Origin of the sequence: Streptomyces sp. NPDC058284, from assembly GCF_042881135.1 — a bacterium.
Taxonomy (GTDB): domain Bacteria; phylum Actinomycetota; class Actinomycetes; order Streptomycetales; family Streptomycetaceae; genus Streptomyces.
The window spans coordinates 135,143-150,224 of record NZ_JBHVYE010000014.1 but is presented as its reverse complement, the minus strand read 5'-3'; the positions used below and the strand labels follow the sequence as shown (position 1 = coordinate 150,224).

Here is a 15,082-nt window from a genome sequence, read left to right as displayed (position 1 = left end):
GGCCCCGCGTACTGCCACCCCATGAAGCCCACGATGCGGGGCAGTACAGGACTCGGCGCGCCGACGGAGCTCAGCGTGGACGCCAGGTGCGCACTTCAAGGTGGGTGATGTGGGCGCCCGAGTGGATGCGGCCGCTCTCCACGAGCCACTGGTGTACGGCTGCGGTGACATCGCCGCCCGATGCATCCACCCGCCGGGCGAAATCGGTGGCGTCGAAGCCGCCGGTGGTGGCCGATCCGTAGGAGCGTTCCTCGGTGTGGTCGGCCCGTTGGATGACGTCGCGGCGGATGCCGGGTGAGTCGGTGCGGCTGCCGGAGGGGTGCCCGAATCCGGTCTTGGCGAGGCGGACGGTGAAGGCCAGGCGCAGGTTCTGGCGGGCGGCTTCGGCGATCAGGGGGCGCAGTCGGGTGGAGCCGGAGGCGATGGCCTGGGCGGCGACGCGGCCGGTGCCGGTGCCGGTGGGGGTGATCAGGACGGCTTTGGCACGTACCCGGGCGCGGGCGCCGGAGGCGGTGGTGCGGCGGGTGACGTGAGGGGCGGCCAGAGCCGCGAGTTCGGACACCTCGGTGATGCCGCCGGTGGTGGCGGCGGCCAGGACGTGGCGCAGGGCGGGGACGAAGGCGGCGCCTTTGTGTTTTGTGTAGAACTGGGAGACCAGGGAGGCATCGCGGTTGATGATGCGAGCGATGTCACGTTTGGTGTAGCCGATCCCCCGGAGCTGGTCGGTGAGTTGGGCGGCCTCGTTGAGCTCCGGCGCCGGGCGGGCGCCGGGGCGGCGGCGGTTGCTCGATGGCATCAGGTCCCCGTGGTGGTCTGGGTGAGGGCGGCGCGTCCGGCATCGCGCAGGGCCAGGAGCTGTTCTTCGCTGGTGGGTGCGGGCAGGGGGCCGGTGAGGTGCCCCTTCAGAAGGTAGTCGCCGGGCTGGTGCTGGTAAGGCCAGTCGTGGGCGCCGGTGAGATAGAGGGCATCCGTGCGGAAGGCGACGACACTGCCGGGCGGTGTGTGCAGCGCTCCGGCGTAGGTGTCCTGTTCGCGGTGGCGCTGGCTGAGCAGGGCGGCGCGGGCCCCGGACCAGATGGCAGCAGCCCATTCGGGGTGGGCGTTGGGGTCGCGGGCAAACCCGGTGGGCTTCTGCCAGGTGATCTGCTCGTCGTCGAAGCCGATGATTTCGGCATCCGGGGGCACCTCGCGCTCCAGGGTGCGGGGGGTGGTACCGGTGACCATGCGGGGGCGCTGCGCAAAAGATCCGATCCCGTACAGGAGGATGGCGCGCACGGCGCGGGAGGCGAGGTGGGCGGCGCGGGCCTGTGACGGGTCGGTGTGGAAGTGGGCCTGGGTGGTGAGGTTGGTCCAGGCTTCTTTGAGTTTTTTGGCCCAGTCGTCCAGGGGTTTGCCGTCGTCCCAGAGGATGCCGTCGAGGATTTCGATCTTCCACGGCTGGATGGGGTTGGACAGGGCGGTATGGATTTCGGGTCCGCCCGCCCAGGTCGTGAACGTGGCCCCCGGCGTGCTGGGGTAGTACCAGGCGCGATCGCCGGGGGCGGCGGCGGGCAGGATCCCGACGTGGCTCCAGGTGTCGGGGACGGTGACCCGCACCTGCCAGTGGCCGCAGCTGTACAGGGCCTTGGTCTGCTCTTTGTGGGACCAGGAGGCGAAGGTCTGAGCGGTGATGCGCCGGGGGGTGCCGACCGGGGACTTCCAGGTGTGCTTGGCGTAGGCGAAGGTGCGGTCGTACTCCACGAGTTGGGGCAGCTGTTCGGGCACGCGGGGCGGGGTGATCAGTTCGGTGCGGCCCTGGCCGGCGGTGGCGTGCAGGAGGCCGCGCAGTTCCTCGGAGAGGACGGGGTAGCCCTCTGCGTGCTGGCCGCGGGCGGGGATGGTGCGCGTCCACAGGTCTCGGCCGGTCTGGGAGGGCGAGCCCATGACGACGGCGTCGTCGAAGTGGCGGCGCAGTGCCTGCCAGAGCAGGACGAACGCGTCGCGGGCCACGGCCGGTTCGTCGCCCTGCAGGTCGAACCACTCTCCCATCGAGCGGATCTCGACGTGCTGTTCGGCGTTCTCGCGCTGGTAGCGGGCGACAGGGTGGCGGGGGTGGACGAAGTGTCCGGCCATGCGGTCTTTGCCGCGGCCGGTGTCGGTGCGCCAGCCCGGCGTGGGGGCGTTAAGCCAGGCCGCGACCGCGTCGCGCAGGTAGGGGTAGCGCTCGACGTCGCGGTGCCAGGGGTCGCCGCCGGTGATGTAGATGCGCTCCGCCCCGGCGGGCACCGCGTTAAAGACGGCGGTGAGGATCTCGGCGGCCGAGCAGGATCCCAGCTCGAGGCGGTGGGTCTGGTCGCGGTGGACCAGGATGGCGGTGTCGGTGTCGAGGAAGACGGTGGAGCGGGCCTGCTGGGTGAAGTTGGGGCGGGTGGAGGCCAGGTTCTTGGTGTGGGTGACCCAGCCGTCCCCCGCAGTGCCTTCGGGGATGGAGGGCAGTGTGCGCGGTGCGTCCAGGGCGGCGGGCGGCGGGGCGGAAGACTGCGGGGGCACGGCGGTCGCCGGTGGGCTGGCAGGCTGGGATGCGGGGTGCATGGCGGGCGCCGGGGCGCCCTCGGCCGGAGCGGCAGATTGGGGCGCTGTGTGCGTGTGTTCGGCGGGCTGGCCTGCGGGGTCCGGTGTGGCCGCTGGTGTTCCGGGTGCCGGGTCGGTGGCGACGGTGAGGCTGTCGGGCGCCAGCGCGGGCGCCCGGGTGACAACTTCGGCCAGGCTCAGTCCGGCCGCGGGCGCGATCCGCTCCGCCTTCGCCTTCTCATACCTGCCCAGCGCTGTGATCTGCTTGTCCCGCACCGCTTCCAGCTTGGCCAGTGCGGCCTGCGCCTTCTTGATCTCATCCCGCACGGTGCGCAGTTCGGCGAGCGCGGCGGTGTAGCTCTGTGCGTCCATCACGATCCCTTGCAGGGCCTTGGGTTCAATCGGCGGTTTGGGTGGTGACGTAGGCGATCGCCCCACCGGAGTGGGAGAGGAGGCGGGTCCCCAGGAGCAGTTCGGCGATCTCTCGGTCGGCAGTCGCGGTTGCCGTCAGTTCCTTGATCGGGGTGGTCAGGTCGGTGACGTGGCCGGCTAGGCCGTGTATCGAAAGTGGATCTTGACCTGTGAATGATCGTGGTTCATGGGGCGGGGAGATCTCACGGATGAGCAGTGGGCTGTGTTGGCGCCGTTGTTGCCGACAGGGACGAAGGCGGGGCGGCCGCCCGTCTGGCCGCGGCGACAGTTGATCGACGGCATACGGTTTCGGGTCAGGACCGGTGTTCCGTGGCGGGACGTGCCCGTCGAGTACGGGCCGTGGGGCCGGGTCTACGACTTGTTCCGCCGGTGGCAGCGGAACGGCACCTGGCACCGGCTCCTCACCCGGCTCCAGTCCCTGGCCGATGCGAAGGGCGCGATCGTGTGGGACCTGAGTGTCGACTCCACGGTGTGCCGCGCTCATCAGCATGCAGCCGGGGCCCGAAAACGGGGCTACCTGCAAAAGGAACCACCCGATGGTGTCTTTACCGAGCCCCGTGATCACGGGCTGGGACGCTCGCGCGGCGGGTTCACCACCAAGCTGCACTTGGCTGTCGAGCAGGGCCAGAAGCCTCTATCGATCGTGGTGACGGCCGGGCAGCGTGGCGACTCACCGCAGTTCGAGGCCGTGCTGGAGAAAGTTCGCGTGCCTCGCGTCGGGGCGGGGCGGCCACGGATCCGCCCCGATCGCGTGCGTGCTGACAAGGCGTACGCCTCCCGCAAGAACCGCGCCTACCTGCGTAGACGAGGTATCCGCTGCATCATCCCGGACAAGCTTGACCAGGCGCGTCACCGCAAACAGCTCGGCTCCCACGGCGGCCGGCCGCCGAAGTTCGACCCGCTCGACTACCGCGATCGCCACGCGGTCGAGTGCGGAATCAATCGCCTCAAGAGGCACCGCGCCGTTGCCACGAGATACGACAAGCTGGCGGTCCGCTACGAGGCGACCGTCCTCATCGCAGCCATCAAAGAGTGGCTGTGATCGAGGGAGTGCACGCCAGGCCCTACGATGCGGGCCATGGAGTGTTTTGACGCCCGGCGTACACGTCGCTGAGGAGCCCGTCTCACCGCCAAATCTGTGGCAGGGAGCAGGCCGAACGACGTCCGTGTTCCGCCCGGGTATCAAGCCCTCAGCCTGAGAGGCACACTTCCGTGCTCATCCGCGCATTCACCCAGCACGATCTGGCACCACTCACCGAACTGACCATCGACACGTTCCGGCCGTTCTACGAGGAATCCTTCCGCCCCTTGATGGGCGAGACCGTCTTCGCTGTTCAGCACGGCAACTGGCGCGACGACTACCGCAAACAGGTCGCCAAACTACACGCCCCCGAACGGCACACGCACGTCGCCGTCGCCGAAGCGGAAGACGCCATCGCGGGCTACGTGGCGTGGAGCGTCAACCCGGCCCGCAAGAAAGGTGAGGTCACGATCCTCGCCGTCTCCGCCCAGCACCGTCGTCACCATGTGGGCACGGCACTGTGCGAGCACGCCTTCGACCAGATGCGGGCCTTCGGTGCCGAGGTCGTCGAGATCGGCACCGGAGGAGACCAGTTCCACGCACCGCCTCGCGCCCTCTACGAGGCGCTCGGGTGCACTCCCCACCCACTCACGGTCTACTTCCGTCAACTCTGACACCTCCCGGGCGGCGCCCTCGGGCGCCCGCTCGGGTCGGCAGTCAGCTCTACAGGCCCACTTCCGGAACAGGCCCTAGCCGCGCGCTCGAACAGGACCTGCCCGACACTGACCGCCATCGCTACGCCTCCACCACGGCTACCGCCCATGACCAGGACGTGCACACCGCGGCACGCAACAGCTGGCGCTGGAGCCGCGACCTGGCCGCCGAGGCCGCCGACCGCTGGGCCATCCACCTGCCGCACGAACTCCACGAACAGATCAGCAGCCGCCTGAACGACCTTCGCTGACCACATCCGGCTGGGGCCACCGGACTCATCCAGTGGCCCCAGCATGGCGGCCACTTCCGTCGCACAACGCCAATTGAGATCATCTCTAAAGCGCGGTGCGGTGCTGCGGGCAAGCCGACGTATCCGGCTTGGGCGGCACGGTGGTGACAGGTGTGCACGGGCAGGGGCTCGTGTGCCGGTCGAGCTGCGGGTACCGCACAGTGCGCTCCGTCATCCTGCCGACGGCAAGGTCCACGTGACCAGCTCGAATGGACCCATCCACTCCATGGGGTTACCCGGTCCCGTCGGTTGACGTCCGGTCTCTCGCCCGCGGCGCCTGCCCTATGTGCGGCATCACCACGGACTGTTGCCCCATGGGGCCGGCCGATCGATGGAGCCCTCCTTGCGGGCACCGGCAGGCAGACGGGGACCGCGGCCCGGGGGGGGGCAAGCAGGGCGTGTTGCCCATGGACGCCGACGTGGCGCTCCCGGGCGTGATGCAGCGGGCTGTGTGCGGGCCGTGCGGATTTGGTGATGCGGCGGGGCCCTGCAGAAGGGGGATCGAACGGAACCAAAGGGCTGACCTGTTCGTCCGAGTTGGGCGGGTGCCGCTTAAGGGCCGCCAGAGCGTCTCGTCCCGTATCGGCCTGGGGCCGAATCGCGGCAGATTGCAGCAATTTACTTCTGCAACCTCTTTTGGTTTTGCATCTGCGCGTGCAGCGTTGCGGAATCAGAGGCTCCGCCGGTCTTCTAATCTACTTCTTTAGGGTGAAGGGTCGCACCGCTCTCAAGCCGACTGCGCGTATCCACAGATCACCATCACGAGGGACACAAAGCCCTGATCTGACCGTTCTTTTCGCTTAATTGGAGAAAAACGATCAGCGCCGCTGTGTGTTCTGCGGGATGTGCACCGGTTCTTGATTGACCGGAGGTCGCCGGCTCCGGGATGCCTCGCCGGGCAGAAATGAGGCCAGGGCTTTTGCATGACGCAGCGCTTTGCAGGTACTTCAACTTCGGTAGCGAACGCCGGGATGACGGCTGTACGTTCTCTTCCGCCTGCAGGGCCCACATTTCTTGGCCCGGACATGCAGGCGGCCCCGGGGGGCAACCCGGGGCCGGTTCGAGCCAAACAAAAGAGGATCAATGTTCAACTCAAAGAGCCGAGGCGTCTTCACAGTGCCCTCGACGTCCCGTGAAATTAGCATTCCGCGTTCTGCGGTACCAGAAACCACCGCACTGTGTGTCTGGGATGTCAGGCTGTGCATGAGTCTCGTCATGACCATGGTGGTGCTCGTGTGGGTGATGACTACCGAAGCGATTCCGGCCACCAGCGCTGGCCTGGTCTCGGGTGTGGTGATGGTGGCCGCGCGGCGTTCAGGGCTGCGCTACCTGCGGGTTCGCCGCAGCTGAACGGCTGAGTGAGCTGGCGCCGGAGGCTGTCTGCCTTCGGCCCGGATCACAGCCGACCCATGTCACAGGGAGCACAGGTCCCCAGGGATTTGTGCTCCCTGCACCGTCATGACAGGTACGCGGGAGAGAGATTCAGCTATGCCACCGCCCCTTTATGCCCGCTGCGGGTTCTGCGGGTGCCGCTTCCGGCAGCGGACCGGCCCCGGACGGCGCCGGGACTACTGTGATGCCGCCTGCCGCCGTCGAGCGCAGCGGCAGCGCGACGGACATGATGTTCCCCTGCCGCCGGCGCTGTGCCCGTGGGCCCAGCAGATCGCCAGCGATCTGCAGGCGCTCACGGCCCGGCTCGCCGCGGCGGAAGCCGACCGCTCCTCCTTGCCGGTGCTGCTGGAGTGCGCCGCGCTCGTGGAGCGCGAGGTGGCCTGCTACGTCGCGGCGGCGGTCCATGACGCCCGCCGCTCGGGCCTGGGCTGGGAGGAGGTGGCCCAGGCCGCGGGCGTGGGCGTGCAGGCTGCCAGTTCGCACTGGAGCGAGACAAAGGTGCGCCGCTTGCTGTCACGGCGCGCCCGAGAACAGGGGCACGAGCGGGTCGGACGCCAGCGCCCGGTGCCCGACCAGGAGTTGACGCCTGACGGGCCTGGAGCGGCGCCCCGTGCGTTACTGCCCGCCCGGGCCCTGGGAACGGCCCTGTCGTTTCTGCAGCGTCGGAGCCAGGTTTCCATCAGTGAGGCCGCGCGGCAGGCGGATCTGTCGTCCTCCTACATCTCACGGGTCCTGGCCGGTGAACGCACACCCGTGTGGCCGGTGGCGCACATGCTGGCCACGATCTTCGGCGGCGATCCGGCGGAACTGAGGATCCTCTGGGAGGACGCGAAGGGGATCCGGCATCCCTCACGTCAGTCGGTGACGGCGGCAGCGGGCCGACTGCACGCGGCCCTGCGGGGGATGTACCTGGCTGCAGCCTGTCCCGATCTGGAGGGGCTGTGTGCCGGAACCACCCTGCCGGCTCAGCTGGCCGCTGCGGTCCTGGACGGTGATCTGATTCCCGACTGGCCCACCACGGCACTGCTCGTGGGCCGTCTGACCGCCGATCCCGCCGTGATCCGGCCACTGTGGGAGGACGTCCACTACGCCGTGCTGGTCTCGCACGACATCTTCCCCGCTGCGGGCATGCCCTCGCCCATACCGGACAACGACACGGCGCACGATACGCAGAGGCCGTCGTGAACCGGACCGCGCCGCCGGACCCGGCCCCCGCACGGGCGGCGCGCGACACGGACAGAGACCTGCCACTGGACCAACTGGCCTTCCGCCAGATGCACCGCACCGCCTACCTCCGCTATACCGAAGCCCGCACCGGAAACCGTGCGATGGCGGTGCAGGTCGTGGAGGCGGCCTTTGCTGAACTCGCCGTGCGCTGGGCCGAGATGCTGCGCCACCCCTGCCCGGCGGCCCTGGCCTGGCACGTGCTGTGCCAGGCCCTGGACGTCCGCACCGGCCGCTGCCCGCGCCGCCCCGATGACACGGATCACCGGTGCCTGCAGCAGCGCCAGGACGACGCAGTGCTGCTGCACCGTCACCTGCAACTTCCCATCTCCACAGCGGCCGACCTTATGGGCCTGGACACACAGTTGGTCCGGGCCCTGTTGCGCCAAGCCGCATCCCCCCGCCCCTAGCGCCCAGGTTCTCCAGCGGCGCACGAGAGGGCCTGCACAGTTGCGCGGGCGCTCGTTTCTCTCCCCCGGCGGGAGTTTCCCTCCCGCCCTCCCCAGATCGCCCGATCGTGGACTAGTCCCCGCCAAACCAGCTCTCTAGCATGGTCAGTCCACCTAACGGACGAGTCTCGGCAGAGAACCAGGGGAGCGGATGGTCCACGGGGAGAAGCCGATTTCTCACGCTATTGATGCCCATACGCCCAGTGTTGCCCGCATGTACGACTGGCTGCTGGGCGGAGTGGAGAATTACGCCTCCGACCGCGATGCGTGCGCCCAGCTACTCGAGATCGCCCCCTCCAGCAAGGCGCTGGCCCTCAACAACCGGGCCTTTTTGCGCAGAGTCGTGCGCATCCTCGCCAAGGACTACGGGGTGCGCCAGTTCCTTGACCACGGCTCCGGGCTGCCCACCCAGGACAACGTGCACCAGGTCGCCCAGCACATCGATCCCGGCTGCCGCGTCGTCTACATCGACAACGACCCCATCGTCCTCGCGCACGGTCGCACCACCCTGGAAGAGAACGGCAACACCGCCGTCATCAGCGCCGACATGCGCGAGACGGAGGAGATCTTCGGGCATCCCGAGGTCCAGCGGCTCATCCACCTCGACGAACCGGTGGCAGCCCTGTTCGTGTCGGTCCTGCACTGCCTGCCCGGCGAACAGGAACCCGCACAACTGGTGGGCAGGGTCGCCGACAAGCTACCCAAGGGCAGCTTCATGGTCATGTGCCAACTCGTCAGCGACAATCCGGCGGTACGCCAGGGGGTAACCGACCTCATGGCGCAGAGCACGGGCGGCAACTGGGGCCGGGTCCGCGAACAGCGCGAGGTCGAGGCGTTCTTCACCGGCATGCAGATCTTGCCGCCCGGGCTGACCGACGTGGTCGACTGGCGCCCCGACACCCCGCCCCCTCCCCCAGACCAGCGCCCGGAGGACTGGATGGAGTGGGGAGGGGTCGCCCAACTCTAGAACCAGAGCTGCAACACCCTCAGGATCACCGGCAGCTGACCATCGCCGGAGCCTTCGCCGAGGAGGGCCACGATCTCGAGCGGGGCGCGGCCCACGTCATCAACCCGCTCGATCCATCCCTGTGCCTGGGCAGCTGTCCCACGCTCATGGACGGCGGGGGTGCGTGGCTGCCCCGCGCGTGCGGCGAGGCAGCGCCGAGGTCTGCTGCCGGCAGTGCCACACCAGCTGCCGGCCTGCATCGTTGCCTGCTCTTGCTGCGGCGCGACGCGGCTGCGCAGGCTGGCCCTGCTATGGCGTGTTGGCCCACAGGTGAAAGGCCAGCGGCTAAGAGATCGCGCGGATAGGTCAGGGTCGTCGGGCCGGGCGGGCATCCCACCGGTAGGCCGTCCAGGCCCGGCGTAGCAGCCTGCGGATCACGATGACCGCGCTGGCCAACGCCACCCATGCGTTCTGCACCACCGCGAGCCGGTCGGTCACGATCGCTAACGCCTTGAACCCCCGGTTGTGCCAGGAGTTGGTCCGCTCGATCACCCACCTGTGGGTGTGGTTGATCGGGGCGAACTGCCCCTTCGGGGTGATCCGCCCAGCGCAGCCCAGCTCTTCCAGCAGCGCCCGGGTGGGCTGTGAGTCGTAGCCGGCGTCCAGGTGCACCGTGATCGCCGGGGGCAGACGGAATCCGAACAGGTGCAGGGTCTCCAGAGTGGGGCGCAACAGCGGCGAGTCGTTGCGGTTCGCGCCAGCCAGGACCCACCCCAACGGCAAGCCCTCACCGTCGACCAGTACCGAACGCTTCAGACCGCTCTTGCCTCGGTCCACCGGGCTGCGTCCGGTGTTCTGGCCACCGCCAGGGGCTTTCACGATGCACCCGTCCACAACGAGGTTCTCAAGGTCGAGGCCGATGGCCTCGTCGTATGCCTCCAGCGCCAGCTGGTGGAGCCGCTCGAAGAGACTGTGGGCGATCCACTCATCCCGCCGGGCCCTCATCGTGGTTGCCGAGCAGGTGTGGTCGGCGTGTTGCTGATAGGTGCCTCCGAGCACGAGGCGGGCCAGGAGCTTGTCGAACACGACCCGGTCGGGGATGCGGGGGCGGTGGCAGCCCAATGGATGAGCGGCCACTGCCCGATTGGGCAGGAGGGCTTGGAACTGCTCCCACAACGGGTCGGTTATGGATGCGGGCAGGACGGGCACGTGACCTTCGTTCGGCCGTAGAGGGCGTTGACCAGCAAGTCCCGCAGGGGTGTGCCGTCCCGACTGTCATGGCGGCACACCCTTGCGGGACGAAAGTCACCCGGCCTGTTCCTGCAGGTCTGTTGCGGGAGCGGGCGCGGGCATGCGCCAGGCCACGACCGCGCCGGTCACGAGCCCCATGGCGGCCAGCAGGGTGGCGACCAGGAACGGATCGAGGGAGTGCAGGGACGGGGCGAACCCGATCCCGACGCAGAGTGCCACCCCGGTCGCACCGCCCAGCTGGTCAGCCGCACGCTGGACGCCCGAGGCGGTCCCGGCGTCGTCCTCAGTGACGCCGCTGACCGCGAGGTACTGGAGCCCCACAAGGCCAAACCCCATCCCGGCCGCGATCAGGAGCATGGCCGGGATCATCGCTACACCGTCTGCCCGCAGGGCCGCGATGGCCGCGATCACTGCCATCGCGGCCGCGGTGAACCCGATGCCGGCGAGCACGCACGCGCGTGCTCCCCAGCAGCCCAGCAGGCGGGGCACGAGCAGGGAGAACACGATCAGCGAGAGGGCCAGAGGAAGCATCGTCAGACCCGCGCCCAGCGGGCCGATGCCCAACCGGTCCTGCAGATACAAGGTGAACAGCAGGAACGAGGTCGACAGCGCCCCGCTCAGCAGCATCGTGGCCAGGTTGGCCGCCACACGCGTGCGGTTGGCGAAGAAACGCAGCGGCAGCAGCGGGTTGCGCGAGCGTGCCTCGATCTGCACGAACCCGGCCCCAGCGGCCATCGCCCCGGCCAAGGCCCCCACGATCACCCATGCGGGCGTTCCGGGTTCACCGGCCTCGACCACGCCGAAGGTGAACAGCAGCGGGCAGGCGGTCAGCAGCAGCGCGCCGGGAAGGTCCAGCCGCGAAACGTCCTTGGTCACAGGCCGTTCCCCCTCGACCAGGAAGACGGCCGCCAGCAGCACGATCAGGATGAACGGGACCGAGACCAGGAAGATCCACCGCCACCCCAGGTGGGCGGTGATGACTCCGGACAGGACGAACCCGACCACGAGACCGCAGCTGGCCACCGCCGCCCACATGCTCAGGGCCCGCGACCGGCGTGGCCCTTCGGGGAACATCAGGACGATGGTGGCCATCGCGGCAGGCAGCGCGATGGCCTCACCGGCGCCCTGCAACAAGCGCGCGACCACCAGCAGCGCAAACGTGGGAGCCAGGCCCGCCAGCAGGGACGCGGCGCCGAACAGGCCGGTACCGAGCAGCAGCACGCGCCGGCGCCCGAGCAGGTCGCCCAGCCGGCCACCGAGCATCAGCAGCCCGCCACCGGTGACCGTGTACCCGACCACGACCCAGGTCAGAGCGTGCTCGTCGACGTCGAAGTCAGCGCCGATCGAGGGCAGGGCGATGTTGACCACGGTCACGTCGACCGCGATGAAGAACTGCAGCATGGACATCGCGCCCAGCACCAGCCATGCGCGTGCCGGGGACGGGCTGTGCCCGCGAGAAAGGATGCCTGGAAGCATCAGGTGCTCCGTCGCTCAGAAGAAGTTCTGAGCAGCACTAACGTGCCGCTCCGGTCTGAATCACGAAGCGGCTGGACGTCCAGGAAGAGTGTGTGAGTCGAACGTCCCGCCGCTAGCGGGACGACCTGGTCACTGCGGCGCAAGCGGCCGCACACGAAGCAGCAGACATGCCGTGAACGCTACCAGGGCAGAGACACCCGGCTCAGACACCTGCCTGACATCTCACCTCTTCACTCGTAGGCCCGTTCGCCAGAGCTTCTCGGGCACCGGGAACTCTGGCGCCGCGGAGCACCTATCCGCGCGATCTCTAAGCGCTGGCGTTGAACAGAGCTGTCCAGTCAGCCGCGTCGGCGTCGAGGTCAGAGACCCGGACGGCGTAGCCGACGGCCAAGTCGCTGGTGTGCGAGCGGCACTGGCCGACGTACACCCCGATGACCTTCCAGTGGTCCCCGATCCGTCCCGAGATGACCGGAGCCCCAGAACAACCTCCACCGGAGACGGTGCTGAGTTCGAAGAAGCGGTCGCCTTGCACGGCCGGCAGCGTCCGGGAGACCCGGCGACGGATGTACCCCTCGGAGTACACCAAGTCGGGGCGCTGGAGCACCCGGTCATCGGGGCCAACGATCTCGTACAAGACCGCGTCTGGATATCCCCAAAGGGTGTAGTGCAGGCTCGCGTGCTCGTCGGTGCGGCTCAGGGTGAAGGGCGAGGGGTAATCACCTGGCTCCAGCCGCAGTACGGCCACGTCCTGCGTGGGGTGCTTGTGGATTGCCTGGATTGCGGCTGGCTGCCAACTTCCATCGTTCCCAATGAACAGGACGGCGGCCTCACCAAGCACCAGGGCGTCCGCGACGTGGCGGGCGGTCATGGCGAGGCCGCCGGTCCCTTCCAAGAGGAACGCGGTCCCCGCCAGACCCACGTACTTGACCTGATCCGGCAGCCGTTCCACCCGGACGACGGGCACGACGAAGTTAGCGACGCGTTCCGGATCTCTCTCAGGCACGCCATCAGGTCTACCAGAGCCAGAGTGTCGTGAGCCCGCACGGCGTTCAGGTGACGTTCCCCGTGCCCCGGCCGGACTGGCCCATCCGATCAAGGAAACCCGCTCTTCAGGACGTGCGTTTCCGGGGGATGTCCAAGGCGCCCGGGGTCAACGCTCTTCGCTGGCGAGCCGGCGGTAGCGCGCAATCGCCTGGTCCAGCAGTCTTCTGCTGTCGCTCCACGAGGCGGCGGCGTGGCTGACCTGGGCCAGCACGTGCCGGTACTGGTCCACCTTCGCGGGCTTCGTCAGATAGGAGGCACTGTCCAGCAGTTCGATGTAGACCAGTTCCGGCGGCCCGCCGTCCCCGAAGCGCAGGTGCGTGATCGGGTGCGTCGGGGCCACGCTGGCGCCCTTGTCGAATTCGAGGATGCGGATGTTGACGCCTTTGGACTCCGCGGCGCACTTGAGGTATTCGAGCTGACCACACATCACCTCGGCGCCGCCCACGGGGCGTTGCAGAATGCCCTCATCCAGCAGGGCGATCACCTGAGGCGGCTGCCCCTTCCGCAGCAGCTTGGTGCGTTCCATCTTCATCTGCACGCGCCGCAGGATCTCCTCTTCCGACGCCCCGGGCATCGCGGCCTCCACCAGCACGCGGGCGTAGTCCGGGGACTGTAAGAGCCCCGGCACGACGTGGTTCTCGTACGTGTAGATCTTGTCCGCGGTGCCTTCCAGGCCGATGAGCCGCCTAAGGAAGGAGGGGGTCACGTCGTTGTACTGCTCCCACCATGCGCTGTCCTCCATCAGCCGCAGCAGCTGCTCGATCTCCAGCAGCTTCTCGCGGCCAGCGCCGTAGAACCGCGCGAGGTCGACAACGTCCCTTTCACGCGGAGGGCTCTCGCCCCGCTCCATCCTGCTGATCTTGGAGATGGAGGCGCGGATGACGGGCGCCACGTCCTTGATGGCCAGCCCCCGCTCCTGCCGCATCCTGCGCAGCTCGTCCCCCAGCATGCGCGCCGCGGCCTCCCGCTTGGAGTCCTGCCCCGGCATGGACAGGACCGGCGCGACGGGCGACTCACGATCCTTGTGGACAGCGGACATGCGAACTCCTGTAGGGGAATGGGCAGATGAGGCCAGTCTCCCAGAGTGTGGTCCGCATGTCCGCTGAACAACCTATGCCCTGAGCATCACGGAGTCAGGTGATCGAATTCTGCGTCTTTGACTCCGGTCACGAAGGCTGCGATCTCCTCGCGGGTGAATACCAGAGCGGGACCGTCGGGGTGTCGGGAATTGCGTACCGCCACCTCTCCCTGCGGCAGGGAGGCAAGCTCGACACAGTTGCCGCTCCCCGTACTCGCCTTGGCCTTGATCCACCTGACATCCGGAATCTGGTCGGCCGCTACGCCGTTGCTGTACTGCATCCCGTTCCCTCACTCCTCACGCCTCGTTGCCCATCACGAAAGCCGGAGCCTCCCCAAGGCCACTCCCCCGGGCCACGCTCAGCTCCCGCCCGCTATGCAATCCCATATGCAATTGCATGGCGGGCGGTAGGTGAGAATGCTAGTGATTCAGGCTTCGACATACCGTCCCCCGGAAGGGTGTTCTTCACAGTGTCTGAAAATGGCACACCACTCCCCGCGCACCACGCCAGCCCGGCAGGCGAGGAGGCCCATGTGCCGGCGCACCCCGTCCCCAGACCCCTCGACTGGGGCCTGGCCATGGGCCTGGGAATCCCCGCTTTCGCCGCCCACCGCTTCCGCTCCGACCCCCGAGCTCTCGTCCGCATCAGGACGTTCATCGCGCAGACGCTCCGCCAGTGGGAACTGACCACCTGCCTGGATGACACCGTCCTGGTGGCCAGCGAACTGGCATCAAACTGCCTGCTCCACACCCTGCAGACCGGCCACGAACACGATGCCGGGTGGCTCGGCCTGGCACACACTCGCCACGCAGTCCTGTGCACCGTCACCGACCCGAGCCCCGTACCCGCCGCCCCCCAACAGCACGATCTCCTCGCCGAAACCGGCCGCGGACTTCGCATCGTCCAGGCCCTCAGCGACGACTGGGGATGCACCGTGCCAGCCGATGGCCCGGGCAAAACGGTCTGGGCCCGCATCGCACGTTGACATCCTCACCGCCTCACGGACGGGCGGCACTGCCTGCCTGTCGCTGGTCACCGGCTGAAGGTGACTTCCTCGTTCAGCGGGCCGCACCGGCCCCGCCCGTCGGCAGATGCCATTCCTGTCATCGGTGCGGCCGGTGGGCGGGTCTGCTCGACCGGTAGTGGCCCGTGTTCACCTGCATCTCCCAGGGGGATGGCGGCCGCGACACGGGTCGAACAAGTTGACCAGAATTA

The 15,082-nt window shown here is 68.4% G+C and carries 15 protein-coding genes; 8 read left to right on the top strand and 7 right to left on the bottom strand.

All coding sequences use genetic code 11. The features are described 5' to 3' along the window. Positions 1-70: 70 nt before the first annotated feature. Entirely contained in the window at positions 71-796 is a 726-nt protein-coding gene (locus ACFVYR_RS20820; protein ID WP_384251092.1) for a helix-turn-helix domain containing protein, read from the bottom strand. Continuing rightward, complete coding sequence (locus tag ACFVYR_RS20815; protein ID WP_384251089.1) at positions 796-2,922, bottom strand: hypothetical protein; 2,127 nt, start codon at positions 2,920-2,922, stop codon at positions 796-798. The genes ACFVYR_RS20820 and ACFVYR_RS20815 overlap by 1 nt, the downstream gene beginning before the upstream one ends. Positions 2,923-3,148: 226 nt before the next feature. Between ACFVYR_RS20815 and ACFVYR_RS20810 the strand changes: the two genes are divergently transcribed. The 7 genes from ACFVYR_RS20810 to ACFVYR_RS20780 all read left to right on the top strand — a co-directional run bounded on the left by ACFVYR_RS20810 (position 3,149) and on the right by ACFVYR_RS20780 (position 9,038). Beyond that, the gene (locus ACFVYR_RS20810; RefSeq protein WP_384251087.1) at positions 3,149-4,024 is read left to right on the top strand and encodes an IS5 family transposase; all 876 of its coding nucleotides are present in this window, start codon (positions 3,149-3,151) and stop codon (positions 4,022-4,024) included. 170 nt (positions 4,025-4,194) lie between these two features. Beyond that, positions 4,195-4,677, top strand: a complete 483-nt coding sequence (locus ACFVYR_RS20805) for a GNAT family N-acetyltransferase (protein WP_384251084.1) — start codon at positions 4,195-4,197, stop codon at positions 4,675-4,677. Then, entirely contained in the window at positions 4,635-4,967 is a 333-nt protein-coding gene (locus ACFVYR_RS20800) for a hypothetical protein (protein WP_384251082.1), read from the top strand. The genes ACFVYR_RS20805 and ACFVYR_RS20800 overlap by 43 nt, the downstream gene beginning before the upstream one ends. A gap of 1,254 nt (positions 4,968-6,221) precedes the next feature. Next, complete coding sequence (locus ACFVYR_RS20795) at positions 6,222-6,356, top strand: hypothetical protein (RefSeq protein ID WP_384251080.1); 135 nt, start codon at positions 6,222-6,224, stop codon at positions 6,354-6,356. 138 nt (positions 6,357-6,494) lie between these two features. Beyond that, positions 6,495-7,583, top strand: a complete 1,089-nt coding sequence (locus tag ACFVYR_RS20790) for a helix-turn-helix domain-containing protein (protein ID WP_384251078.1) — start codon at positions 6,495-6,497, stop codon at positions 7,581-7,583. Then, the gene (locus ACFVYR_RS20785; RefSeq protein WP_384251075.1) at positions 7,580-8,032 is read left to right on the top strand and encodes a hypothetical protein; all 453 of its coding nucleotides are present in this window, start codon (positions 7,580-7,582) and stop codon (positions 8,030-8,032) included. The genes ACFVYR_RS20790 and ACFVYR_RS20785 overlap by 4 nt, the downstream gene beginning before the upstream one ends. A 190-nt stretch (positions 8,033-8,222) precedes the next feature. Continuing rightward, a complete protein-coding gene (locus ACFVYR_RS20780; RefSeq protein WP_384251073.1) occupies positions 8,223-9,038 on the top strand; it encodes an SAM-dependent methyltransferase in 816 nt (271 codons plus the stop codon). A gap of 345 nt (positions 9,039-9,383) precedes the next feature. Here ACFVYR_RS20780 and ACFVYR_RS20775 read toward each other — a convergent pair whose 3' ends face one another. The 5 genes from ACFVYR_RS20775 to ACFVYR_RS20755 all read right to left on the bottom strand — a co-directional run bounded on the left by ACFVYR_RS20775 (position 9,384) and on the right by ACFVYR_RS20755 (position 14,147). Then, positions 9,384-10,226, bottom strand: coding sequence for an IS5 family transposase (locus tag ACFVYR_RS20775; RefSeq protein WP_384251071.1), 843 nt, complete (start codon positions 10,224-10,226; stop codon positions 9,384-9,386). A gap of 96 nt (positions 10,227-10,322) precedes the next feature. Beyond that, entirely contained in the window at positions 10,323-11,675 is a 1,353-nt protein-coding gene (locus ACFVYR_RS20770; protein WP_384251254.1) for an MFS transporter, read from the bottom strand. A gap of 376 nt (positions 11,676-12,051) precedes the next feature. Continuing rightward, a complete protein-coding gene (locus ACFVYR_RS20765; protein ID WP_384251069.1) occupies positions 12,052-12,747 on the bottom strand; it encodes a serine protease in 696 nt (231 codons plus the stop codon). A 147-nt stretch (positions 12,748-12,894) separates the two neighbouring features. Beyond that, a complete protein-coding gene (locus tag ACFVYR_RS20760) occupies positions 12,895-13,827 on the bottom strand; it encodes a helix-turn-helix domain-containing protein (protein ID WP_384251067.1) in 933 nt (310 codons plus the stop codon). 86 nt (positions 13,828-13,913) lie between these two features. Then, complete coding sequence (locus ACFVYR_RS20755) at positions 13,914-14,147, bottom strand: DUF397 domain-containing protein (RefSeq protein WP_384251065.1); 234 nt, start codon at positions 14,145-14,147, stop codon at positions 13,914-13,916. A 252-nt stretch (positions 14,148-14,399) separates the two neighbouring features. On the opposite strand from ACFVYR_RS20755, the gene ACFVYR_RS20750 reads away from it, so the two are divergent. Continuing rightward, positions 14,400-14,852: an ATP-binding protein gene (locus ACFVYR_RS20750; protein WP_384251063.1), complete on the top strand. Its 453-nt coding sequence runs from the start codon at positions 14,400-14,402 to the stop codon at positions 14,850-14,852. Positions 14,853-15,082: the final 230 nt, after the last annotated feature.